This window comes from Gulosibacter sp. 10 (genome assembly GCF_900163695.1).
Lineage (GTDB): Bacteria > Actinomycetota > Actinomycetes > Actinomycetales > Microbacteriaceae > Gulosibacter.
On sequence record NZ_FUIC01000011.1, the window covers coordinates 69,189 to 91,202 of the forward strand.

At 72.6% G+C, this 22,014-nt stretch carries 23 protein-coding genes and 1 tRNA gene; 15 read left to right on the plus strand and 9 right to left on the minus strand.

The features are described from left to right. Positions 1–6: 6 nt before the first annotated feature. A tRNA-Arg gene (locus FM112_RS03905) sits at positions 7–79 on the plus strand. 97 nt (positions 80–176) lie between these two features. Further along, positions 177–836, plus strand: a complete 660-nt coding sequence (locus FM112_RS03910; protein ID WP_217874412.1) for a uridine kinase — start codon at positions 177–179, stop codon at positions 834–836. Positions 837–894: 58 nt separating this feature from the next. Here FM112_RS03910 and FM112_RS03915 read toward each other — a convergent pair whose 3' ends face one another. Beyond that, entirely contained in the window at positions 895–1,965 is a 1,071-nt protein-coding gene (locus FM112_RS03915) for a hypothetical protein (RefSeq protein WP_087003771.1), read from the minus strand. Between the two features lie 116 nt (positions 1,966–2,081). Here FM112_RS03915 and FM112_RS03920 point away from each other — a divergent pair, with 116 nt between their 5' ends. Further along, positions 2,082–2,501 (plus strand): hypothetical protein, encoded by a 420-nt coding sequence (locus FM112_RS03920; protein WP_087003775.1) that lies wholly within the window; start codon positions 2,082–2,084, stop codon positions 2,499–2,501. Positions 2,502–2,528: 27 nt separating this feature from the next. Here the strand turns inward: FM112_RS03920 and FM112_RS03925 are convergent, their stop codons facing one another. Then, positions 2,529–3,542 carry a phosphotransferase gene (locus FM112_RS03925; RefSeq protein WP_087003778.1) on the minus strand — a complete coding sequence of 338 codons (1,014 nt, stop codon included), beginning with the start codon at positions 3,540–3,542 and terminating at the stop codon, positions 2,529–2,531. Between the two features lie 149 nt (positions 3,543–3,691). Between FM112_RS03925 and FM112_RS03930 the strand changes: the two genes are divergently transcribed. The 9 genes from FM112_RS03930 (at position 3,692) to FM112_RS03970 (ending at position 13,606) form a co-directional block, all read left to right on the plus strand. Further along, complete coding sequence (locus FM112_RS03930) at positions 3,692–5,041, plus strand: aspartate aminotransferase family protein (RefSeq protein WP_254910362.1); 1,350 nt, start codon at positions 3,692–3,694, stop codon at positions 5,039–5,041. Between the two features lie 171 nt (positions 5,042–5,212). Continuing rightward, positions 5,213–6,247 carry a Gfo/Idh/MocA family oxidoreductase gene (locus tag FM112_RS03935; RefSeq protein WP_087003781.1) on the plus strand — a complete coding sequence of 345 codons (1,035 nt, stop codon included), beginning with the start codon at positions 5,213–5,215 and terminating at the stop codon, positions 6,245–6,247. A 65-nt stretch (positions 6,248–6,312) separates the two neighbouring features. Next, the gene (gap, locus tag FM112_RS03940) at positions 6,313–7,317 is read left to right on the plus strand and encodes a type I glyceraldehyde-3-phosphate dehydrogenase (protein ID WP_087003783.1); all 1,005 of its coding nucleotides are present in this window, start codon (positions 6,313–6,315) and stop codon (positions 7,315–7,317) included. Positions 7,318–7,527: 210 nt separating this feature from the next. Then, positions 7,528–8,478 (plus strand): 5-dehydro-2-deoxygluconokinase, encoded by a 951-nt coding sequence (gene iolC / locus FM112_RS03945; protein WP_254910363.1) that lies wholly within the window; start codon positions 7,528–7,530, stop codon positions 8,476–8,478. Then, positions 8,478–9,386 carry a class I fructose-bisphosphate aldolase gene (locus FM112_RS03950; RefSeq protein ID WP_087003788.1) on the plus strand — a complete coding sequence of 303 codons (909 nt, stop codon included), beginning with the start codon at positions 8,478–8,480 and terminating at the stop codon, positions 9,384–9,386. The genes iolC and FM112_RS03950 overlap by 1 nt, the downstream gene beginning before the upstream one ends. Positions 9,387–9,498: 112 nt before the next feature. After that, the gene (iolB, locus tag FM112_RS03955) at positions 9,499–10,407 is read left to right on the plus strand and encodes a 5-deoxy-glucuronate isomerase (RefSeq protein ID WP_087003791.1); all 909 of its coding nucleotides are present in this window, start codon (positions 9,499–9,501) and stop codon (positions 10,405–10,407) included. Positions 10,408–10,581: 174 nt separating this feature from the next. Then, positions 10,582–11,496, plus strand: coding sequence for a sugar phosphate isomerase/epimerase (locus tag FM112_RS03960; RefSeq protein ID WP_087003794.1), 915 nt, complete (start codon positions 10,582–10,584; stop codon positions 11,494–11,496). A 173-nt stretch (positions 11,497–11,669) separates the two neighbouring features. Next, positions 11,670–12,689 carry a Gfo/Idh/MocA family protein gene (locus FM112_RS03965; protein WP_087004111.1) on the plus strand — a complete coding sequence of 340 codons (1,020 nt, stop codon included), beginning with the start codon at positions 11,670–11,672 and terminating at the stop codon, positions 12,687–12,689. 35 nt (positions 12,690–12,724) lie between these two features. Further along, the gene (locus FM112_RS03970) at positions 12,725–13,606 is read left to right on the plus strand and encodes a sugar phosphate isomerase/epimerase (RefSeq protein ID WP_087003797.1); all 882 of its coding nucleotides are present in this window, start codon (positions 12,725–12,727) and stop codon (positions 13,604–13,606) included. Between the two features lie 92 nt (positions 13,607–13,698). On the opposite strand, the gene FM112_RS03975 is transcribed toward FM112_RS03970, so the two are convergent. The 6 genes from FM112_RS03975 to upp form a co-directional block, all read right to left on the minus strand. After that, complete coding sequence (locus tag FM112_RS03975) at positions 13,699–14,703, minus strand: sugar phosphate isomerase/epimerase (protein ID WP_087003800.1); 1,005 nt, start codon at positions 14,701–14,703, stop codon at positions 13,699–13,701. 190 nt (positions 14,704–14,893) lie between these two features. After that, positions 14,894–15,655: a GntR family transcriptional regulator gene (locus tag FM112_RS03980; RefSeq protein WP_087003803.1), complete on the minus strand. Its 762-nt coding sequence runs from the start codon at positions 15,653–15,655 to the stop codon at positions 14,894–14,896. A gap of 174 nt (positions 15,656–15,829) precedes the next feature. Continuing rightward, positions 15,830–16,225: a helix-turn-helix transcriptional regulator gene (locus FM112_RS03985; protein WP_087003805.1), complete on the minus strand. Its 396-nt coding sequence runs from the start codon at positions 16,223–16,225 to the stop codon at positions 15,830–15,832. After that, complete coding sequence (locus FM112_RS03990) at positions 16,222–16,725, minus strand: MarR family winged helix-turn-helix transcriptional regulator (protein ID WP_087004114.1); 504 nt, start codon at positions 16,723–16,725, stop codon at positions 16,222–16,224. The genes FM112_RS03985 and FM112_RS03990 overlap by 4 nt, the downstream gene beginning before the upstream one ends. Positions 16,726–16,791: 66 nt before the next feature. Beyond that, positions 16,792–17,589: a winged helix-turn-helix domain-containing protein gene (locus tag FM112_RS03995; protein ID WP_087003808.1), complete on the minus strand. Its 798-nt coding sequence runs from the start codon at positions 17,587–17,589 to the stop codon at positions 16,792–16,794. A 367-nt stretch (positions 17,590–17,956) separates the two neighbouring features. Next, complete coding sequence (upp, locus tag FM112_RS04000; protein WP_087003811.1) at positions 17,957–18,592, minus strand: uracil phosphoribosyltransferase; 636 nt, start codon at positions 18,590–18,592, stop codon at positions 17,957–17,959. Positions 18,593–18,673: 81 nt separating this feature from the next. Here upp and FM112_RS04005 point away from each other — a divergent pair, with 81 nt between their 5' ends. After that, positions 18,674–19,135, plus strand: coding sequence for a nucleoside deaminase (locus tag FM112_RS04005; protein ID WP_087004117.1), 462 nt, complete (start codon positions 18,674–18,676; stop codon positions 19,133–19,135). Between the two features lie 18 nt (positions 19,136–19,153). Here FM112_RS04005 and FM112_RS04010 read toward each other — a convergent pair whose 3' ends face one another. Beyond that, on the minus strand, positions 19,154–19,468 hold the full coding sequence (locus FM112_RS04010; protein WP_087003814.1) for a hypothetical protein: 315 nt from the start codon (positions 19,466–19,468) through the stop codon (positions 19,154–19,156). A 156-nt stretch (positions 19,469–19,624) separates the two neighbouring features. Here FM112_RS04010 and proC point away from each other — a divergent pair, with 156 nt between their 5' ends. Beyond that, complete coding sequence (proC, locus tag FM112_RS04015; RefSeq protein ID WP_254910364.1) at positions 19,625–20,503, plus strand: pyrroline-5-carboxylate reductase; 879 nt, start codon at positions 19,625–19,627, stop codon at positions 20,501–20,503. After that, a complete protein-coding gene (locus FM112_RS04020) occupies positions 20,500–22,011 on the plus strand; it encodes a DnaJ domain-containing protein (RefSeq protein ID WP_087003817.1) in 1,512 nt (503 codons plus the stop codon). Before proC ends, FM112_RS04020 begins: the two co-directional genes overlap by 4 nt. Positions 22,012–22,014 lie beyond the last annotated feature (3 nt).

Consider the following 22,014-nt stretch of genomic DNA (forward strand, 5'->3'; position numbering starts at 1 on the left):
CGGCCCGCGCCTGTAGCTCAATGGATAGAGCATCTGACTACGGATCAGAAGGTTAGGGGTTCGAGTCCCTTCAGGCGCGCGAGACAAAGCCCGGCTCCGGCCGGGCTTTTTCGCATCCCGGCGGTCCGTCGCGAAGCCGTCGGGCGATGCGGGCGTTCCACCCGGAGGTGTTGACGATGGATGTGTTTCCCGACACGACCGAACCGGTCGTATCCGACTGGATGCCGATGAGCCCGCAGGGCCTGCTGCGAGCGCTCGGCGTTCGAGCGGGCACCCGGGCGGTCGTCGCCGTCGACGGACGGGGAGCGAACGGCAAGACGAGCCTGGCCGCGGCCCTCGCCGCCGCTCACGAGTGCGCCGAGGTGGTCCATACCGATGACGTGGCCTGGAACCATTCGATCCTCGACTGGGACGGGGAGCTGCGGGAGGGCGTCCTCCTGCCGTTCCGGAAGGGGCGGGCCGTCTCGTATCGACCGCCTGGATGGGGCCCGCACGGGCGGGAGGGCGCGATAACGGTCCCGGCAACGGCCGAGCTGCTGCTCGTCGAAGGGGTCGGGGCCTCGCGCAAGTCGCTCGCCGACTGGTTGGACGCGACGATCTGGGTACAGCCGGACCCCGCGGTCGCCCGCGAGCGGGGGATCGCGAGGGACCTCGAACTGGGGGTCAACGGCACGGACCGCGACGCCGTCGAGGCGTTCTGGGACCACTGGCTCGCCGAGGAGGAGCCGTTTCTCGAAGCGGATGCGCCGTGGCGCCGGGCGACGGCGATCGTCTCCGGAACGGCGACGGGCGGTGCAGGCGACGCGTCGATATCGGCGAGCCTGCGTCGACGCTGAAATCGGCCCGGAGCCTCGCCGCGCACGCCGTTCTCCGGCCGCACCAGGTCGCCGCGGCTCAGGCGTCCGGCTGCCGCTCCGGCCAGGTCCAGCTCGCATCGGCGGCGTCCCGCTCCCGCATGCTGCGGCGCAGCCGGGACTGCGCGCGCTTGGTGCTCGCCCCGCCCGGACGCTGCCAGACCCAGTCGGCCGGGATGACGTGCAGGGCCAGGCTCTCCACCGCGGAGTCGCGGTCGACGCCGTGGACGAGCACCGCCGCCCTGCCCTGGATGCGCCACGCGTACATCGACCCGATGGCTTCGACGCCGGCGCGGGCGATGCTCCGCCCGTAGCCCTCATCGGCGTCGAGACTCGTCTCCGCGTGGAAGAAGTCGCCGCCGTAGAAATGGATCGCCGCGGTCTGCAGCTCGCCGCGCAGCTCGCGCACGCGGGCCACCGCGCCCGGCACGTCGACGCGGGCGACGCAGAGCGGGAAGACGGCGGAGGCGCCCCGGTCGATCACCGGCTCGCCCGCATCCGCCCAGCGGCGCGCATCGCCGACCGCCGGCCCGGCATCGTCGAGCGCCCTGAGGATCGACAGGCCCCGCGGCCCCGAGATCATCGCCTCGTGGGTATTGCCGGTGAAGACGCGCGGGACGTGCTGCGCGCAGAAGGAGAACGCCGTCTCGGCAGCGGCGGCGCCGAACCGCGCATCCGGGTCGGGCGCCGCGAGCCGCAGCAGCGGCTCCCAGTCGCCGAGCGCGGGAGCGGCGACGCGATAGTGCTCCGGCGACGCGTTCACCACCTCGCGGAGCGCGACCTCCCCGCCGGGGAGCGCGACCTGGGCTTCGACCGCGCCGTCCGCGAGCACCCGCTGGGCCACCGACACGACCTCCTCGACGGGCACACGGCCGCGCGGGTCCCCGTCCGGGTAGTAGAGGTCGACGACCCGTCGGCAGCGCAGCCGCTCGCCGTCCGACTCCCACACCGCCTCCCGGATGGGCGTCGTGCTGCCCGCGAGGAAGACGAGGTCGAACCGGCGCCGATCCGGCGAGATGCGCAGCGACCAGGAGGGCGGGTCCGCGGGGTCGAGCACGTCGAGGGGCCGCCCGGCCGGAACCGGCTCCGGGGTGTTCGATTGGTCCGTCATGCCGCCTTCCCGTTCGCTCTGCCCGCATCCTAGTGCGCGAACCGGGGGCCGCCGCCCCGACTGTGCGACGATGGGGGCATGACGGTCGGCGCAGTCCTCGCGGCCCGGAGACGCCGATGAGCGGCCGGGGATACGTGCCGGGCGAGCTGCTCGGACGGCTCGTCGGGCGGCGCCTGAACGCCGTGGTGTTCTCCATGGACGTCGTGATGCTCTGGTTCGACGGCGACGAGCGCGGCTCGGGCAACGTCACGCTCCACTGCGACTACCCGCCGGAGGTGGAGTACCGGGGCGTCCGCCGGCGCGAGCGCGACGCCGGATACGCCGATGCGCTCCGGCGGCTGATCCCGGAGGAGGTGACCGGCACGGTGGAGAAGACTGGCACCGGGCTGGTCGTGCGCTTCGCGTCGGGCCGGCTCGTCATCCACCCCTCCCGCGAGGAGCGGTGGGGATACGAGATCGCCACGCTGAGCGGCTTCGCCGACCGCAGCTGGATGTGCTGGCGGCCGGGCGAGGACGGCTTCGAGGACCTGGCCTAGCGCGGCTCGGGCTCCCGCGGCCCCGCCTCAGCGCACCAGCGACCGGATCCGCCGCCGCACCGCCTCCGGGTCGGCGTCGAGGAACTCTCGGAGCACGCGCGCGGTGCGGGCCGACCGGTTGCGCGCGTAGGCGTCCCGGTCGCCCCCGCCGCGCGCGGTCCAGACGGCGAGGTTCACGCCCAGGCGGCCGATCGCGGCGTCGAGCAGCGCATCCGCCTCCTCCGGCAGCAGCGGCACCGCGCGGCCCCAGCCCTCCACCACCTGCAGGAACGCCGCCACCGGCGACTCGGCCGCGCGCCCGGCGTACGCCGCGGCGACCGCGAGCTCCGCGATGCGCGGCCCGCGCACCATGTCGCCGAAGTCGAGCACCCCGCCGATGGACTCCGCGCCGTCCACGAGCAGGTTCGAGTCGTGCAGGTCGTGGTGCACCGTCTGCCGCGGCAGCGCGTCGAGACGGCCCGCCACGTCGAGGAACCGGCCCCGGGCGGCCTCGACGAGCGCCCGGGCCCCGGAGACGGGCATCCGCGCGAGCGAGTCGTCGATCGAGCGGAGCGTGCGCACGAGCTCCCACGGATGCGAGACGGGCGCGGGCGGCGCCGGCCACTCCGCCAGCGCGGCCGAGACCGCCGCCGCGGTGCGCCCCACCGCGCGCATGAGCGCCGGGGACGGGTCCGCCTCCGAGAGCGGGATCCCCTCGAGCCAGCCGCCGACGTGGAGGATGACGGGCCGCCCGTCCCACTCGGCGACGCGCACCGACGCGCCCGCGCGGTCGGGCAGCGTCTCGCCCGCCGGGATGCCGAGCCGCTGCAGGCGCTCCATCGCCCCGACCTGCCAGCGCACGATCCGCAGCGCCCGCTCGGAGTACGCGCTCGCCTTGCACGCGAACGCCCGGCCCTCCGCCGTCGCGACCCGGAACACGGTCGACAGCTCGCTCTCGAGCGGCTGCAGCGCGTGCGCGCGCAGCCCGTAGTGCTCCAGGAGCAGCGCGCGCACGGCGCGCTCCGGCAGCGAGAGCGTCTCGGGCGCGACGGAATCGGTCACTGCGCATCCTCCTCACGGGGCGGTCGGGCTCGTCGCATGCTAGCGCCAACGCGCGCCGGGCGTGCTGCTACATTGTCGAGCGCGGTCGCGCCCGCTCGGCGCATGCGGCGTCTCGGGTACCCGACGCGGCCCGGCGAGGAGGATGCGCAGTGAACGATTCCCAGCACCGCGGCGGCGTGCACATGGCCAACGGCTTCGACCCCTCGGCCGGCGCCGAGCTCGACCCCGCGGCGGCGGCGCTGCTGCGCCGCCGCGACCGGGTGCTCGGCCCGTCCTACCGGCTCTTCTACCGCGAGCCGGTGGCGATCGAGCGGGGCGAGGGCGTCCGGCTCCTCGGCGCCGACGGCCGCGAGTACCTCGACGCGTACAACAACGTGCCGGCGATCGGCCACAGCCATCCGGCGGTCACGGCGGCGGTCTCCGCGCAGCTCGCCACGCTGAACACGCACACCCGCTATCTCACCGAGCCGATCATCGACTACTCCGAGCGGCTGCTGGCGAAGTTCCCCGACCCGCTCGACCGCGTCACCTACGCCTGTACCGGCAGCGAGGCCATCGACCTCGCGATCCGCACCGCCCGGGCGGCCACGGGCCGGCAGGGCGTCATCATCTCCGAGCACGCCTATCACGGCACCACCGTCGCGGCCGCGGGCCTCTCGCCCTCGCTCGGGCCGAACAACCCCCTCGGCGAGCACGTCGTCACCGTCCCCTCGGTGGACGCGGCGCGCACGCCGCCCGAGGAGATCGGCCCCCGGCTGCTCGCCTCGGTCGAGGCGGCCATCCGCGAGCTCGAGGCGCGCGGCGAGGGCGTGGCCGCGGTGCTGTTCGACTCCATCCTCTCGAGCGACGGGGTGCAGCCGGACCCGGCGGGCTTCCTCGCCCCGGCGGCGGACGCGGTGCGCCGCGCGGGCGGCCTCTACCTCGCCGACGAGGTGCAGCCGGGCTTCGGCCGCACGGGCGCCTGGTGGGGCTTCGAGCGGCACGGCCTGGTGCCCGACCTCGTCGTGCTCGGCAAACCCATGGGCAACGGCATGCCGATCTCCGCGCTCGTGGGATCCGCGGCGGTGCAGGAGCGCTTCGGCGCCTCGGTGCGCTATTTCAACACCTTCGGCGGCAACCCGGTCAGCATCGCGGCGGCGGGAGCGGTGCTCGACGTCATCGAGCAGGACGGCCTGGTCGCTCACGCGGACGCCGTGGGCGCCTTCCTGCTCGACGGCCTGCGCGAGCTCGGCGCGCGCCACGACCGCGTCGCCCACGTGCGCGGGGCCGGGCTCTTCCTCGCCATGGAGTTCGGCGCGGAGGATGCGCGGCGCACCCCGGACGCCGACCTCGCCGCGCGCGTCGTGGACGGGATGCGGCGGGCGGGCATCCTCATCAGCGCCTCGGGGCCGGCCGCGGCGGCCCTGAAGATCCGGCCGCCCCTGCCGTTCTCGCGCGGCGACGCCGAGCGCCTGCTCGAGACGCTGGACGACGTGCTCGCCGAGGAGGCGCGCCGCTGACGCGGTCGAGAGCGGTGCCTCCGGCACCACCGACCCGGTGCCGAAATCCGCCGCCGGCGGTTCCGCATCGACGCGTTTCCCGCCAGTGCTAAATTGTCAGGACAATTGCGGTCCCCGGCGCCGAGCGTTCCGGGGGCCGTTCACGCGGACACGATGCTTCGAGGGAGGCACATGAGACTCGGACTGGTCGGCTACGGCACGGGAGGGCGCTACTACCACGCGCCCTACATCCAGGCGGCGCGCGGCGTCGAACTCGCGGGCGTGGTCGCGCGCTCGGAGGCCCGCATCGCGCAGATCCGCGAGGAGCTCCCCGGCGTCCCGGTCTACGAGTCGCTCACCGCGCTCCTCGACGCGGGCGTGGACGCCGTCACCATCACGACCCCGCCCGAGACCCGCCGCGAGCTCGCGCTCGAGGCGATCGGCCGCGGCGTGCACGTGATCGCCGACAAGCCGGTCGCGCCCGGCGCGGCCGCGGCGCGCGAGCTCGTCGCGGCGGCGGAGGACGCGGGCGTGCTGCTCAGCGCATTCCACAACCGCCGCTGGGACACCGACCTGGCGACGCTCAAGGAGGTGCTCGCGGGCGGCGAGCTCGGCGAGATCCGGCGCTTCGACTCCGCCTTCAACCTCGACGAGCCCGACACGCTCGAGGCCGGCCCCACGGGGGGCCTCCTCCGCGACCTCGGCAGCCACCTAGTCGACCAGGCGCTGCACCTCTTCGGCCCCGCCGAATCGGTGACCGCCTACCTCGACTGGGTCGACCTGCCCGAAGGGCGCACGGACTCGGGCTTCTTCCTGAACATCGTGCACCGCGGCGGCGTGCACTCGCACGTCTCCGCCACGAAGGTGAACCACCTCGTATCGCGCGAACTGCTGGCGCTCGGATCGGGCGGCTCGTACCGCTCTTCGCAGCAGGACGTGCAGGCCCAGGCCGTGCTCGCAGGCCGACGGCCCGCCGACGACCGCGAGGGCTGGGGCTACGAGGACCCCGAGCGCTGGGGCGTCCTCAGCACCGCGGCGGGCACCCGCCGCGTCCCCTCCGCGAAGGGCGACTACACCGACTACTACGAGCGCTTCGCCGCCGCCGTCGAGCGCGGCGAAGCGCAGCCCGTGCCGCTGATCGAGGCGGCGGACATGCTCGCCGTCCTCGACGCCGCGCGCCTGAGCGACGCGGAGGGCCGCACCGTCCGGCTCTCCGAGCAGCAGTAGCGCCCGCGCGGCATCGCATACTTGCGCCGTCCCCGGCGCGTTCTCCAACAGAAGGAAATCTCACCATGACAGTACGAGTCGGAATCAACGGATTCGGACGCATCGGCCGCAACTACCTGCGGGCCGTCCTGAGCCAGGGCGCGGACATCGAGATCGTGGCCGTGAACGACCTCACGGACGCCCAGGTGCTCGCGAACCTCACCGAGTGGGACTCCCTGCTCGGCCGCCTCGACGCCACCGTGGAGGTCGGCGACGGCGAGCTCGTCATCGACGGCCGCCCGATCAAGGTGCTCGCCGAGCGCAACCCCGCCGACCTGCCGTGGGGCGAGCTCGGCGTCGACGTCGTGATCGAGTCGACGGGCCGCTTCACGAGCGCCGACGCGGCGCGCGCGCACCTCGACGCCGGCGCGAAGAAGGTCATCATCTCGGCGCCGGGCAGCGGCGACGTGAAGACCATCGTGCTCGGCATCAACGACGACACCTACGACGCGGCCGAGCACGACATCGTCTCCAACGGCTCCTGCACCACCAACTCGCTCGCCTTCCTCGGCAAGGTGCTGCACGAGGAGTTCGGCGTCGAGACCGGCCTCATGACCACGGTGCACGCCTACACGGGCGACCAGCGCCTGCAGGACGCGCCGCACGGCGACGCCCGCCGCGCCCGCGCCGCCGCCCTGTCGATCATCCCCACCAGCTCGGGCGCCGCGAAGGCCATCGGCCTCGTCGTGCCGGAGCTCGAGGGCAAGCTCACCGGCCTCGCGCTGCGCGTGCCGGTCCCCGTCGGCTCGGTCACCGACCTCACCGCGGACCTCGAGCGCGAGGTCACCGCGGAGGAGGTGAACGAGGCCTTCGAGCGGGCCGCCGCCTCGGAGCGCTACGGCCGCTACCTCGAGTACTCGGAGGACCCGCTGGTCTCGGTGGACATCACCGGCAACCCGCACTCCACGATCTTCGACTCGGGCCTGACCCGGGCGACCGGCCGCCAGGTGAAGGTGTTCGGCTGGTACGACAACGAGTGGGGCTTCTCGAACCGGCTCGTCGAGCTGAGCCTCATGGTCCTCGGCCGCTGAACCCGCGAAGGCCGCATCGAGAGCGCGAACCGCTCCGGTGCGGCCTTCCGCGTACCCGCGCGGTACGGGGACGGCGACCTACCAGTTCCCGGACACTATGTTCAGTTGTTAGGACAATGAGTGTATGCTGGCCGTTGTCGTAGTGAACCGCTCATACAGAAAGTTGTAGAGAGACTCTTGACCCCTCCCACAGCAGCCCAGTTTGACGTGTTGACCTTCGGGCGCGTTGGCGTCGATATCTATCCGCTGCAGGACGGCGTCGGACTCGAGGACGTCGAGACCTTCGGCAAGTACCTCGGCGGCAGCGCCGGCAACGTCGCCGTCGCGGCGGCCCGGCACGGCCGCAGCGCCGCCCTCATCTCGGGCACGGGCGACGACCCCTTCGGGCGCTACGTCAAGCGCGAGATGGAGCGGCTCGGCGTCTCCTCCGAGTACGTCGTCACGATCCCGGAGCTGCAGACCCCGGTCACCTTCTGCGAGATCTTCCCGCCGGACGACTTCCCCCTCTACTTCTACCGCAAGCCCAAGGCCCCGGATCTCGCCGTCGCCGCCGAGGACGTCGACCTCGAGGCGGTCAAGCGCTCCAGGATCTTCTGGACCACCGTGACCGGCCTCAGCGAGGAGCCCAGCCGCGCGGCCCACCACGTGGCCTACGCCGCCCGCGACCGCCGCGCCCACACCATCCTCGACCTCGACTACCGACCGATGTTCTGGGCGGACCCGTCCGAGGCGACCGGCGAGGTCGGCAAGGCCCTCGAGCACGTCACCGTCGCGGTGGGCAACCGCGAGGAGTGCGAGGTCGCCGTGGGCGAGACCGAGCCCATGCGGGCGGCGGACGCCCTGCTCGAGCGCGGCGTCGAGCTCGCGATCGTGAAGCAGGGGCCCAAGGGCGTGCTCGCGAAGACGCGCGAGGAGACCGTCGAGGTGCCGCCCTATACGGTGGATGTCGTCAACGGCCTCGGCGCCGGCGACAGCTTCGGCGGCGCGCTCTGCCACGGCCTGCTCGAGGGCTGGGACCTCGAGCGCGTCCTCCGCTTCGCCAACGTCGCCGGGGCACTCGCGGCCTCGCGCCGCGAGTGCTCGACCGCGATGCCGTCGACCGAGGAAATTCAGACCGTACTTGACGCCGCGGCCGAGGCCGCGCGGGATGGGGGACAGTGATGTCGATCGCCGAAGCCAAAGCCGAGCTCGCTCCGAAGTTCGAGGAGCTGCGCCGCCTGCGCGCCGAGCGCCCCGACGCGATCGCCGAGATCCTCGACAGCCGTCGCCGCCGCCCGCTCATCCAGGGCGACGGCAGGCTCTTCATCGTGGCCGCCGACCACCCGGCCCGCGGCGCCCTCGGCGTGCGCGACAACCCCTCCGCGATGGCCGACCGCTACGAGCTGCTCGCGCGCCTCGCGATCGCGCTGCAGCGCCCCGGCGTGGACGGCGTGCTGGGCACCCCCGACATCATCGACGACCTCGCCCTCATGGGGCTGCTCGAGGACAAGATCGTCGTCGGCTCGATGAACCGCGGCGGGCTGCGCGGCGCCGCCTTCGAGATGGACGACCGCTTCACGGGCTACGACATCGACGGCATCGTGCGCGACCGCCTCGACTTCGCGAAGACCCTCATCCGGATCAACCTCGAGGACGCCGACTCGCTCGCCACCATCGAGGCCAACGCCCGCGCCGTGGACGCCGCGGCCGCCGCCGGCGTGCCGATCATGCTCGAGCCCTTCCTGAGCGAGTGGCGCGACGGCAAGGTCGTGAACAACCTCAGCACCGAGGCCGTGATCAAGTCGGTCGCGATCGCCTCGGGCCTCGGCAACAGCTCGGCCTACACCTGGATGAAGCTCCCGGTGGCGGACGACATGGAGGCCGTGATGGCCTCGACCACGCTGCCCACGCTGCTGCTGGGCGGCGAGCCCACGGGGCCGGCCGAGGAGGTCTACGCGAGCTGGCAGAAGACCCTCTCGCTGCCCGGCGTGCGCGGCCTCGTCGTGGGGCGGACGCTCATCTACCCGCAGGACGACGACGTCGCCAAGGCGGTGGACACTGCCGCGGCCATGGTGCACGGTCTAGACTGACCGCGTGACTGGAACGGTCCAAAACGGCCGGGCCGGTCGCATCACCACACGGACGTCGCCACACGGACGTCACGAGACGAACACCACCGAGAACAGAAACTGGGGAAGTGCAATGACGCAGAACGAATGGTTCTTCAAGCGCGGTGAACTCGCGCAGGGCGACTGGCAGTCGGTCGTCGACGGCGAGCGCGACGGGTGGCAGCACACCGGTCTGCGCGTGGCCGAGCTCACGGGGGCGGAGCGCCTCGAGCTGGCCGCGGGCGACGTCGAGCGCATCATCATCCCGCTCGCCGGCGGCCCCTTCCAGGTCGAATGGTCGGATGCGGACGACCAGGGCCAGACGCAGCGGCTCGACGGCCGCCCCGGCGTCTTCGACGGCCCGACCGACGTCTTCTACCTCGGCGCCGGCGGCTCCGCCGTGCTGAGCGGCACCGGCCGCGTCGCGGTGGCCGAGGCGCCCACGACGCAGCGGTTCCCCGCCTGCTACATCGCCAAGGAGGACGTGCCGGTCGAGCTCCGCGGCACCGGCCGCGCGAGCCGCCAGGTGCACAACTTCGGCACCCCCGCCGCGCTCGAGGCCTCGAAGTTCATCGTGTGCGAGGTCATCACCCCCGCCGAGAACTGGTCCTCGTTCCCCGCGCACAAGCACGACGAGCTCGTCCCCGGCACCGAGATGCCCCTCGAGGAGATCTACTACTTCGAGACCGCCGTCACGAAGGGCGCCGAGGAGCTCGCCCCCGAGAACGCCGACCCCTTCGCGCTGTTCGCGACCTACCCCTCGCAGGCGGGCGACATCCACATCAACGCGATCGTCCGCACGGGCGACGTGGCGCTCGTGCCCTACGGCTACCACGGCCCCGCGGCCGCGGCCCCGGGCTACGACCTCTACTACCTCAACGTCATGGCCGGACCCGCCGAGGAGCGCAAGTGGATCGTCACCGACGACCCCGCGCACGGCTGGATCCGCGAGACGTGGGAGGGGCAGGAGCTCGACTCCCGCCTCCCCTACGGAGACGAGTAGTCTGCAGCCCGTCGAATGACGATGCAGGCGGGGCCCGAGGCGACGACGCGCGATTCCGCGCGTCGTCGCCTCGGGCCGTGCTGATCCCTCCGCCCCTCCGCGAACCGACATCCAACATCCCAACGCAGCCAGCACCTCAACGCAGCCTCGGGCAGGCAAGAAGGAGACCCCCACATGACCGACACGCCATCGCTCCGCATCGGCACCGCACCCGACTCGTGGGGCGTCTGGTTCCCCGACGACCCCAACCAGGTCCCCTGGGAGCGCTTCCTCGACGAGGTCGTCGAGGCCGGCTACACCTGGATCGAGCTCGGCCCCTACGGCTACCTGCCCACCGACCCGCACCAGCTCGAGGACGAGCTCGGCAAGCGCGGCCTCAAGCTCTCGGCGGGCACCGTGTTCACCGGCTTCCACAAGGGCGACGACCAGTGGCAGCGCGCATGGGACCAGGCCCTCGACGTGGCGGGTCTCGCCGCGAAGCTCGGCGCCGAGCACCTCGTGGTGATCCCCGACATGTGGCGCAGCGACCGCACCGGCGAGGCGCTCGAATCCCGCACGCTCGACGACGAGCAGTGGCAGAAGCTCGCGGCGGGCCACGACCGCCTCGGCAAGGCCCTGCTCGAGGAGTTCGGCGTCAAGCAGCAGTTCCACTCGCACGCGGACAGTCACGTCGGCACCCGCAGCGAGGTCGAGCGCCTGCTCGCCGAGACCGACGGGCGCTACACCAACCTGTGCCTCGACACCGGCCACTACTCGTACTACGGGGGCGACAACCTGCGCCTCATCGAGGAGTACCCCGAGCGCATCGGCTACCTGCACCTCAAGCAGGTCGACCCGGACTTCCTCTTCGACGTGCTCAAGAACGACATGTCCTTCGCCGAGGCCGTCTCGCGCGACATCATGGTCGAGCCGCCGCACGGCATCCCCGAGCTCGCCCCGATCATCGAGCGCGTGGCGCAGATCGACCCGAACATCTTCGGCATCGTCGAGCACGACATGTACGGCTGCTCGGTCGACCGCCCCTTCCCGATCGCGCAGCGCACCCGCAAGCACATCTTCAGCTGCACCCGCGCCGCCCGCGCCGACTAGCCCCCCCCCGGGCGGGCGGCGGCGCACGGCCGCGCCGCCGCCCGCCCTCCCGAACCATCCGGCCGCACACCCCATCCCCGCGCCGCACCCGACCGGTGCGTGCGCAATCGCCGAGCACCCGTCACAGCCGACGGGCGCACCTACGAGGAGTCACCATGACCAACGAAAACGCAATCCCCAAGGACCTCCGGGTCGGCGTCGTCGGCGCCGGCATGATGGGGGCCGACCACGTCAAGCGCATCACCGAGCGCATCAAGGGCGCCTACGTGTCCGCGATCATCGAGCCCGACGCGGGTCGCGCCGCGGCGGCCGCCGAGAACGCGCCGGGTTCGCAGGCCTTCACCCGCGTCGAGGACGCGATCGAGGCCGGCGCCGTCGACGCCGTGCTCATCGCCACCCCCGGCCAGTTCCACGAGCCCGTGCTCATGCCCGCGCTCGAGGCGAAGCTGCCGATCCTCTGCGAGAAGCCGCTCACCCCCGACTCCGAGTCCTCGCAGCGCGTGCTCGAGGCCGAGCAGCAGCTCGACAGGCCGCACATCCAGCTCGGCTTCATGCGCCGCTTCGACGCCGAGTACCAGCAGCTGCGCGAGCTCGTCACCGCCGAGGACGCGGGCGAGCTCATCATGATCCGCGCCGCGCACCGCAATCCCTCGATCCCCGGCGCGGCGTACACGCAGAAGATGCTCATCACCGACTCGGTCGTGCACGAGTTCGACGTGCTGCCCTGGCTCGCGGGCTCGCCCGTCAAGACCGTCGAGGTGAAGTACCCGCGCCGCAACCCGGTCTCGCCCGAGCACATGCGCGAGCCCATCCTCGTGATCATGGAGCTCGAGAACGGCGTGCTCGTCGACCTCGAGATGAACGTGAGCGTGCAGTTCGGCTACCAGGTCTCCACCGAGGCCGTCTTCGCCGAGGGCATCGCCCGCATCGGCCAGCCGAGCGGCCTCGAGCTGTGGCACGACGCGCGCTACAGCCGCGCCGAGCACACGAGCTTCGTCACCCGCTTCGCCTCCGCCTACGACGAGCAGGTGCAGCGCTGGGTGAACGCCGTCCGCTCGGGCCAGCTCATCGACGGCCCCAACGCCTGGGACGGCTACCTCGTCGCCCTCGCGTGCGAGGCCGGCGTCACCGCCCTCGAGCAGGCCGGCCCGGTCGAGGTCACCAGCCCCGAGCGCCCCGCGTTCTACGCGTAGCCCACCGCACCCGCAAGCCAGGAGGACCCCCAATCATGGTACGCATCGCATACGACCCGACGCCCTATCACTTCGACCACGGCGTGCTCGAGCTGCCCGACATCGTGGCGCGCCTGGGCTACGAGTACCTGCAGCTCACGCCGCACCCCGAGTTCGGCCCCTTCCACCGCCGGCCCAAGGCCGACGACGACCTCGTCGACGCCCTGCGCAAGCGCGCGGCCGACGCCGGCGTGAAGATCGTGGCGCTGCAGCCCGTGCAGCGCATCTCGTGGCCCGAGGAGCCGCAGCGCGAGGCCGCGGTCCGCAACTTCTCGCGCGTGATCGAGATCTGCGAGCGGCTCGGCGTGGACACCATCAACACCGAGTTCAGCGGCCGCCCCGAGCGCGGCGAGGACTCCGAGGCGGGCTTCTACCGCTCGATGGAGGAGCTCATCCCCAAGGCCGAGAAGGCGGGCGTGCGCATCAACATCGACCCGCACCCCGACGACTTCGTCGAGGACGGCCTCGAGGCGTGGCGCGTGATCCGCGGCCTCAACTCGAAGCAGGTCGGCTTCGTGTACGTGGGCTCGCACACCTTCCACATGGGCGACCGGGCCGCCACGCTCATCCCCGAGGTGGGCGACCGGCTCGGCGCGGTGTTCGTGGCCGACACCTACGACCACCACCGCTCGAACGGCCTGCGCTACATCACCAACCCTCCGGGGAACCCGGCGCGCGTGCACCAGCACAACGCGATCGGCAACGGCGACGTCGACTGGCAGGAGCTCTTCGATGCGCTCGGCCGCACCGGCTACCTCGACCGCGAGGACGCCGTGATCGTGTCGAACGTGTTCGGCGAGAACGAGAGCGCCGACGAGGTCGCGCCCTCGCAGCGCGAGCGGATCCTGCAGCTCATCGAGGCCGCCGCGCGCAGCTGACCCACCCCCCTACCGAATTCTGGCCACGTGCGGTCGTTCCCAGTCCTGAGAACCACCGCACGTGGCCAGAATTCTGTGTGCGGGGGGAGGGGCTAGCCCGCCTGGAGGTTCGCGTCGGCGCGCTTGAGCACGTCGGCCGCGATCTCGAGCCCCTCGATGCGGCCCAGCGAGACGTCCTCGTGCTCGATGTTCACGAGCATGTCCGAGTCGACCTCGTGGAGGGCGCGCAGGAACTCGGTCCAGTACTCGACGTCGTGGCCGCGGCCGAGCGCGACGAAGTCCCAGGCCGACTCCTTGGGCCACTCGTTCGCGTACTCGTCGCCGCCGAGGCCGGTGCGCGGCTCGTCCGCGCCGAGGCGGCGGAAGCGGTTGTCGAGCACGCCGTAGATCGCCGCGTGCTCCTTGTTGACGCGCACGTCCTTGGCCGCGGCGTGGACCACGAGCTCGCCGAGCTCGCGCACCACGGCCACCGGGTCCATCTGCTGCCAGAACAGGTGCGAGGCGTCGAGCTCGACGCCGACGTTGGTGGCACCCGCGCGCTCGATGAGCTCGCGGAAGTTGGCGGGGTTGAAGGCCACGTTGTGCGGGTGCAGCTCGAGGGCCACCTTGACGTCGTGGTCGCGGGCGAGCCGGTCGGTCTCGCGCCAGAAATCGGCGGCCACGCCCATCTGGTAGTCGATGATGTCGAGGATGCCCGAGTTCCAGGCGTTCACGGCCCAGTTGATGGTCTTCGAGTCCGGGTCGCCGCCGGGCAGGCCCGACATCGTCACGACGCGGTGCTGGCCGAGGCGCTCGGCGAGGCGGATCGAGCGGCGGATGTCCTCGGCGTGCCGCTCGCCGATCTCGCGCTTGGGGTTGAGCGGGTTGCCGTTGCAGTTGAGGCCGGCGATCTGCACGCCCGTGCCCTCGAACTGGCCGAGGAAGTCGTCGCGCGCGGCGTCGCTCTCGAGGATCTCGTCGATATTCGGCACGTGCACGGGCGGCAGGAAGCCGCCCGTGTTGAGCTCGATGCCCGTGAGGCCGAGGTCGGCGACGACCTCGATGGCCTCGGGGAGGCTGCGGTCGTGGAGGATGGCGTTGTAGACACCGAGTTGCATGGCTCTCCTTCGAGACTGGGAACCCAGACGACGGTTCCGAACAGGGATTGGTTCCAGACAGTGGTACGACGGGGAATCGCGCCCGGAGCGCAATAAGTCGGGTTGTTAGCACAAACCGGGGAAAGCGTATCACCGCGCTCCCGCGCCGCGACAGTCCGGGCGGCTAGGAAAACGGGGATCCCGGGGCGCGCTAGCGGTCCACGAGCGTGATCTCGAAGGTGTAGAGATCGGGCCGGTACACGTGGCTGCCGACCTCGATCGCGCGGCCGGAGTTGTCGAACGCGGTGCGGTTCATCGTCAGCAGGGCGCCGCCCTTGCGGATGTCGAGCAGCTCGCCCTCCGCCGCGGTGGCCTCGCGGGCGCCGATCCTCTGCTTCGCGATGCGCATCGTCACGCCGCGGGCCCGCAGCAGCTGGTAGAGCGCGTGGCTGCGCAGCGACTCGGTGTCGAGGTCGATGAACTCCTCGGGCAGGATGTTGTCGAGGATCGCGATGGGGGCGCCGTCGGCCCGGCGCAGGCGGGTGAGATGCAGCACGGGGCTGCCGAGCTCCACGCCGAGGAGCTCGGCGATGCGCGCATCCGCCTTCTCGACCGCGGCGGAGAGCAGCTCCGTCTCGGGCCTCTGCCCGGTGCGCTGGAGATCCTCGTAGAGGCTCGTGAGCTCGACGTTGCGCGTCACCTTGCCGTGCACGACCTGCGTGCCCACGCCGCGGCGGCGCACGAGCAGCCCCTTGTCCACGAGCTCCTGGATGGCGCGCCGGATGGTCGGGCGCGAGATGCCGAGGCGCTGGCCGAGGGAGACCTCGTTCTCGAGCCGCGAGCCGGCGGGCAGCAGATCGTCGAAGATGGCCTGCTCGAGCCGCTGGGATACCTGGTGGTACAGGGGGATGGGGCCCGAGCGGTCGAGGTCGAGGAACAGCTCGACCGGCAGCGTCTTCTCCGGTTGCGGCATGATCGTGCTCCTGTCGGTGGGATGGAGGTCGGGGTTACAAGGGTGTCCCTTTGCCTGTTTGTCATGACAAGAGTAGCGAACCGCAGCCTCCTCCGCGCCGGATTCGGGGTCGAGAGGGTGGCGGATCCTCTCGGAGCCCGGCGGGGAGTCATCCGGACGGGCCGCGCCCGCGGCTCAGCTCCGGGGCGCGAGCAGCTCCCCGAGCTGCGCGAGGGTCTGCGGGCGGGCCCGGTACATCCGCCAGTTGCCGTGCCGCTCCATCGTGAGATAACCGGCGTCCGCGAGCAGCTTCACATGATGGGAGACGGTGGACTGCGAGAACCCGAGGGTCTCGACGAGGTGGCTCACGGTGAGCGGCATCGGGTCCTTCGCCGCGATGAGCGAGAGGATGCGCAGCCGCGTCGGGTCCCCGAGCGCCTGGATGAGCTCGGCGAGCAGCTCCGCGTCGCCGATCGAGATGGCCTCGCCGCCCGGGGAGCCCGGCCAGGCGTAGCCCACGCCCTCGAGCCAGGCGCGGTCGAAGCCCGCGAGCTCGGCCGAGCGGTCCCGGGACGGCCTCGCCCTCGTCATCGGGCGTCCCGCTCGCCCCGTCCGGCGGCGTCCCGGTCGGGGGCCTCCGCCGCGTCGTCCTCGTCCTGCGCGTCGAGCAGGCGCAGGCACAGCTCGTGGAGCTTCGCCTGCTCCCGCGGGGAGAGTGCGCGCCCGATGCGCTCGTCGATGCTGCGGGTATGCACCCGCGCGGCGCGGTAGAACTCCGCGAGGCCCTCGTCCGTGAGCGAGACGACGGCGCCGCGCGCGTCGAAGGGGTCCTCGCACTTGGTCATGAGCCCGCGCGCGACGAGGCGGTCCACGAGGCGCGAGACCGAGGACTGCGTGATGAGCACGTTGCGGTTGAGGTCGCGCAGGCGCAGCGAATGGCCGTGGGCGCGGAACACGTTGAAGAGCACGTCGTACTCGTTCATCGAGATGCCGACGCCCACGAAGTCCGCGCGCAGCTCGCGCATGATCGAGACCTGGGCGCGGAAGAGCGCCTCCCAGGCGTCGCTCGGGCGCAGCGGTCGTGTATCCATCCACACAGCTTAGGCCAGCCGCGGCGGACCGCGGCCGACCTCGCCGGGCGGAGGCCGCCCGATCCGCTAGAAGCGGTCGGGCGAGGGCGCCGCGGCGTGGACGATGCGCACGTCCGCGTGGCGGTCGAAGCGGTAGCCCGCTCCGCGCACGGTGCGGACGATGTCGGCGTACTCGCCGAGGCGCTGGCGGAGGCGGCGCACGTGCACGTCGATCGTCCGCTCGTGCGGACGCTCCTCGGCGCTGTCGCGCCAGAGCACGTCGATGATCTCCTCGCGGCTCACGGTGCGGCCCTCGCGGAGCACGAGCGCCTGGAGCAGCTCGAACTCCTTGTAGGTGAACTCCGCGTTCTCGCCCTTGACCTCGACCCGCTTGCGCGAGGTGTCGATCGTGACCTTGGCCGCGGCGCGCTTGGCCTCCTCGGCGCGCACCTCCTCCTGGCGGGCGCTGCGGCGCTCGCGCACGGCGCCGGGCTCCTGGAGGGCGAGGCGCACGAGGTCGATGTTCTCGCCGCGGGCGTCCGTCGGGGCGAAGGCCACCGAGGCATAGCTCTGGGCGTGCGGGGCGCGATCGGCGATGACCTCGCGCAGCGCGGTTACCAGGTCCGTCAGCGAGATGCCGTCGGCCGCGGCGGCCTCCGGGTCGATGCCGACGTAGAGGGCGAAGCCGCGGGCCTCGGGCGCGGTCGCGTCGCCGGGGGCGGTGGTCACGGCGGGCTTCATGCGGCCCGCGGATGCGCCGCGCTCGGCGGCGGGGTACGGGGCCGCGGAGGGCACGGCGGCGAGGTTGGGGCGGGCCTGCCGGGGCTCCCGGGCGGGCTCGGCGGCGGCGTTGCAGGGGAGGGGGGCGATGTTCGAGATCGACATGATGCGGAGAATCCTCGTGATGATGATGTTCGTCGCGGGCTCTGGCGGTTCGGCGGCGTCTGGTCGACGCGGGCGGCTGCCGAGCGGGGCGCGGGGCCGGCTCAGGGGAGAGCGGGCGGGGATGCCGATGCGCGGGCGCCGGGGGCGTTCACGCGCATGGCCGGAGGGACTGGGCCGGTGCTGGAGATCGCGTCAGCGACACATTCGACAGCACGCCATCGCGCCGGTCATCATCATGCCGGAGCGACCTGCCACCTCAAGGGCGGACACAGGGCGGGCGATTGCAGCAGTCATGGGAATCAGCTTGCTGGACTCGTCACAGAATGTCAAGAAGCGGAGCCGGGCGAAATACGGCCCCGCGTCGCGCTCAGTCGGCGATCCCGTAGAGGCGGTCGCCAGCGTCGCCGAGGCCGGGGACGATGTAGCCGTGCTCGTTCAGGCCCTCGTCCAGCGCGGCCACGTGCACGCGCACGTTCCCGCCGGGGAAGCGCTCCTCCATGAGCCGCACGCCCTCGGGCGCCGCGACGAGGCAGATCGCGGTCACCTCGGTGGCGCCCGCGTCCAGCAGGAACTGCACGGTGGCGGCGAGGGAGCCGCCGGTCGCGAGCATCGGGTCGAGGGCGAAGCACTGCCGGTCGGCGAGGTCGTCGGGGAGCCGCTTCGCGTAGGTCTCGGGCTCGAAGGTCTGCTCGTTGCGGCGGATGCCCACGAAGCCGACCTCGCAGTAGGGCATGAGCTTGAGGAAGCCGTCCAGCATGCCGAGCCCGGCGCGGATGATGGGCACGGCCAGCGGCATGGGCTCGGCGACGTGCGAGCCGACGGCCGTGCGGACGGGCGTGGTCACCTCGACGGGCTCGACGCGGAGGTCCCGGGTCGCCTCGTAGGTGAGCAGGTTGACGAGCTCCGCGACGAGTTCGCGGAAGAGCGGCGACTCCGTCCGCTCATCACGAAGCTTCGTCATCTTGTGATCGATCAGCGGATGGTTCGCGACGTGCAGCTGCATGCCGCTAGCGTACTGACCATCGATGTGAGCCCCGCGGGGCCGGAGGACCCGTCGCGCGGCGGCGGGATGGAGAGGAGCGGCATGCGCGTCCCGGAAGCGCTCGAGGCGCTCATGCGCGAGGCGCTGGGCGAGGCTGAGCTGGCCCCCGAGACGGGGGACCTCCCCATCGGCGCGCTCGTGGTCGACGCGGGTGGCCGCATCCTCGGCCGCGGCCGCAACCGGCGCGAGGCGGACGCGGACCCCACGGCGCACGCCGAGATCCTCGCGATCCGGGAGGCGAGCGCCGCGCTCGGCTCCTCGCGGCTCGACGGGATGACGCTCGTCACGACGCTCGAGCCCTGCGCGATGTGCGCGGGGGCGGCGCTCACGGCCCGCATCGGGCGCGTCGTCTTCGGCGCCTGGGACGACAAGGCGGGAGCCGCCGGCTCGCGCTACGACCTGCTGCGCGATCGGCGGCTCCCGCTCGCCGCGGAGGTGGTGGGCGGAGTCCTCGAGGAGGAGTGCGCCGCGCCGCTGAGGGCGTTCTTCCGCGACTCGCCCTAGCGGCGCCCCGGGGCGGGGTCAGTCCCAGGAGCGGATGACGATGGACTCGGTCGGGACGTCCTCGCGGCTGGGCTCGGTGAAGTCGGGCTCGACGAAGACGGGGGTGTCGGCGCCCGCCACGCCGCGCACGAGGCTGCGCAGCTCGGCGAGCAGCGGCGGCACGGCGTTGAGGTCCGACACGTTGACGATCGAGGCGCGAACGCCGACGGAGGAGATGGTGATCTCGTCCTGGGCGCCGCGCAGCTGCTCGACCTGCACCTGGAGCACCTCGCCGACGTATGCGCTCGTGAGGAGGGCGGTGCGGATTTCCGCGGCAGGGCTGGACTGTGACATTTGGCTCCCCATGTAAAACGAACGAACTGGTGCAAAGCATACGACGCCAGCCCGGGAGCGGCCCCGACGCGCGGGCCGGCGCCGCGGCCCCCGGCGGATGCGACGCGGGGCCGCGCCGCGCCCCTGACCGCGGACGGCGGCCCCTAGACTCGAAGGGTGACTTCTTCTGCAGCAGCTTCCACCAACGCCTCGGACTTCGAATTCCCCGTGATCGCGATGATCGGCACCGGCAACATGAACGGCGCCATCCTCGCCGGCCTGACGGCGGGGCGCGGCGACGGGGCCGAGCCCATCCGCGTCACGACGCGCTCGACGAAGAGCGCCGAGCAGTTCGCGGACGACGACGCGGTCCTGGCCCGCGCGGCCGAGGACGACCCCGAGGCGAACCGCGAGGCGGTGCGCGGCGCCGGCGCCGTCATCCTCGGCGTCAAGCCGTACGCGATCGTCGACGCGCTCGAGGAGATCGCCCCGGCGCTCGACCCCGGCGCCGTGATCATCTCGGTCGCCGCCGGCGTCGAGCTCGCGACGATGGAGGCGCACCTCCCCGAGGGCGCGAAGATTGTGCGCGCGATGCCGAACACCCCCGCCACCATCGGCCTGGGCGCCACCGGCATCGCCGCGGGCCGTCACGCCGACGCCGAGGCCATGGCGCTCGCGCGGGCCATCTTCGAGTCCGTGGGCGCCGTGGTCGAGGTGCCCGAGTCGGGCATCGCCCTGGTCGGCGCCGTCTCCGGCTCGGGCCCCGCGCACGTGTACCTCCTCATCGAGCGGATGATCGAGGCCTCCGAGCGCATCGGGCTGTCGGAGGAGGACGCCCGCGCGCTCGTCGTGCAGACCTTCCGCGGCGCCGTCGAGATGGTCGCCCGGCACCCCGAGCTCGAGCCGGCCGAGCTGCGCCGGCGCGTGACGAGCCCGAACGGCACCACGGAGCAGTCGGTGCGCGTGCTCGTGGAGTCCGGCCTCGAGGACCGCTTCGAGGCGGCGCTGCGCGCGAACATCGCGCGCAGCGAAGAGCTCGCCGCCGAACACCGATGAGCCCCCTGCAGAGCTTCCCCGAGAACCTCTACGAGGTCCTCGGCGTCCCGCCCGCGGCGACCGACGAGGAGATCCGTCGCGCCGCGCGCCGCCGGCAGCGGGAGACGCACCCCGACCTCGGGGGCGATGCGGGGGAGTTCACGCGGGTGCGCCTCGCGGTCGAGGTGCTCTCGAACCCGCAGCACCGGGCGCAGCACGACGCGTGGCTCGCGACCGAGCGCGGCGTGGTCACCCCGCCCCGACCCGACGGCGTGCGGCTGCGCAAGCAGCAGCACTCGGCGCGCTCGCGGCCGGGGCAGGCGCGGGCGCCGCGCTCCCCGTCCGGGGCGCCGGGCTCGAGCGAGGCCGCCTCCCGCGCGGCCGCCGGGCGCACGACGGCCGGCTCGGACGCGCCCGCCTTCGATCGCATCCCCAAGCCGCCCGCGGACGCGCGGAAGATGGGCTGGTATCGGCGCGGCTGGCCCGAGCACCCCGACGTCTGGCCGGCCGAGCGGCCGACGCCGCCCGAGCCCACCGCCCGCGAGGGCCTGACGGTGCTGCCCTTCCTGGTGCTCGGCGTCGTGCTCATCGTCGCGCAGATCGTGCCGAGCTCGCCCTTCGCCACGAGCTGGTGGCCGGTCACGGTCGTGCTGTACCTGCTCGCCGCGCTCTGGATCCTGCTGCGCGCCGCGGGCCGCTTCTTCAACATCGCTCGGGTGCTCTACTGGGCGAGCCTCGCGGGCATCGCGCTGGGGGCCGCCGCGCTCTTCGTCCTGGCGATGATGCGCTTCTTCGACACCGGCGAGGGCGTGCTCATGCTCGCGATCCGCGCCGTGGTCTCGCTCGCGGGCGTGGGCCTCGCCTCGCTCGCGTGGTGGGGCCTCGGCCCGCGTACCCGCCGGATGGAGTTCGAGGGCATGCTCACCTCGCTCGCGAACGAGTCGGCCCCGCCGGTGCACTCGGATCAGCGCGTCTGGGGCGAGCCCGGCGCCACCGCGATGTCGCATTCGGCCCCGGGGGTCAACGCCGTGCGGCGCATGTGCGCGGAGCGGCTGGTCGGCGAGCGGCTCGCGCTGCTCGAACGGATGCCGGGCGTGCGCGTGATCCACGGGCTGCGGCTGCCCGGGGGCGACCGGGGCGTGGCGACGGTGTCGCACGCCGTGCTCGCCGGGCACCGGCTCGCGCTCATCGACGCCGTGCTGGGGCGCACGGGGACCTACGGGATCGACGGCCGCGGCCACATCGCCTGCGACGGCAAGCCGCTGCCGGCCTCGGCGCAGGAGTTCCCGCACCGGGTGGAGCGGATGCACGAGTACTTCGGCGATGTCGCCGAGGTCCGCGGCTGGCTCGCGATCGTGCCCGAGCGCTCCGGCGAGTTCTCGATCGACTTCGCCCGCACGTGGCGGCGGGTGCGCCCCGCATCGGTGGAGTCGCTGCTGCGCGAGGTGGGGGACTGGCTCGCCGCGGACGGCGCCGAGGTGGATCGGCTGCTGCTGCGCGACCTGCTCGAGCTGCGCGTCGAGGCGTGACGC

What these genes read in the sequence shown, in the direction of transcription:
- FM112_RS03910 (WP_217874412.1), top strand. Translation starts at nt 177, where the DNA reads ATGGATGTGTTTCCCGACACGACCGAACCGGTCGTATCCGACTGGATG.
- FM112_RS03985 (WP_087003805.1), bottom strand. Translation starts at nt 16,225, where the DNA reads ATGACGAGGGCGAGGCCGTCCCGGGACCGCTCGGCCGAGCTCGCGGGC.
- FM112_RS03980 (WP_087003803.1), bottom strand. Translation starts at nt 15,655, where the DNA reads ATGCCGCAACCGGAGAAGACGCTGCCGGTCGAGCTGTTCCTCGACCTC.
- FM112_RS03990 (WP_087004114.1), bottom strand. Translation starts at nt 16,725, where the DNA reads ATGGATACACGACCGCTGCGCCCGAGCGACGCCTGGGAGGCGCTCTTC.
- FM112_RS03970 (WP_087003797.1), top strand. Translation starts at nt 12,725, where the DNA reads ATGGTACGCATCGCATACGACCCGACGCCCTATCACTTCGACCACGGC.
- FM112_RS04010 (WP_087003814.1), bottom strand. Translation starts at nt 19,468, where the DNA reads ATGTCACAGTCCAGCCCTGCCGCGGAAATCCGCACCGCCCTCCTCACG.
- FM112_RS04005 (WP_087004117.1), top strand. Translation starts at nt 18,674, where the DNA reads ATGCGCGTCCCGGAAGCGCTCGAGGCGCTCATGCGCGAGGCGCTGGGC.
- gap (WP_087003783.1), top strand. Translation starts at nt 6,313, where the DNA reads ATGACAGTACGAGTCGGAATCAACGGATTCGGACGCATCGGCCGCAAC.
- FM112_RS03920 (WP_087003775.1), top strand. Translation starts at nt 2,082, where the DNA reads ATGAGCGGCCGGGGATACGTGCCGGGCGAGCTGCTCGGACGGCTCGTC.
- FM112_RS03975 (WP_087003800.1), bottom strand. Translation starts at nt 14,703, where the DNA reads ATGCAACTCGGTGTCTACAACGCCATCCTCCACGACCGCAGCCTCCCC.
- FM112_RS03960 (WP_087003794.1), top strand. Translation starts at nt 10,582, where the DNA reads ATGACCGACACGCCATCGCTCCGCATCGGCACCGCACCCGACTCGTGG.
- FM112_RS03915 (WP_087003771.1), bottom strand. Translation starts at nt 1,965, where the DNA reads ATGACGGACCAATCGAACACCCCGGAGCCGGTTCCGGCCGGGCGGCCC.
- iolB (WP_087003791.1), top strand. Translation starts at nt 9,499, where the DNA reads ATGACGCAGAACGAATGGTTCTTCAAGCGCGGTGAACTCGCGCAGGGC.
- FM112_RS03950 (WP_087003788.1), top strand. Translation starts at nt 8,478, where the DNA reads ATGTCGATCGCCGAAGCCAAAGCCGAGCTCGCTCCGAAGTTCGAGGAG.
- FM112_RS04020 (WP_087003817.1), top strand. Translation starts at nt 20,500, where the DNA reads ATGAGCCCCCTGCAGAGCTTCCCCGAGAACCTCTACGAGGTCCTCGGC.
- FM112_RS03995 (WP_087003808.1), bottom strand. Translation starts at nt 17,589, where the DNA reads ATGTCGATCTCGAACATCGCCCCCCTCCCCTGCAACGCCGCCGCCGAG.
- upp (WP_087003811.1), bottom strand. Translation starts at nt 18,592, where the DNA reads ATGCAGCTGCACGTCGCGAACCATCCGCTGATCGATCACAAGATGACG.
- FM112_RS03935 (WP_087003781.1), top strand. Translation starts at nt 5,213, where the DNA reads ATGAGACTCGGACTGGTCGGCTACGGCACGGGAGGGCGCTACTACCAC.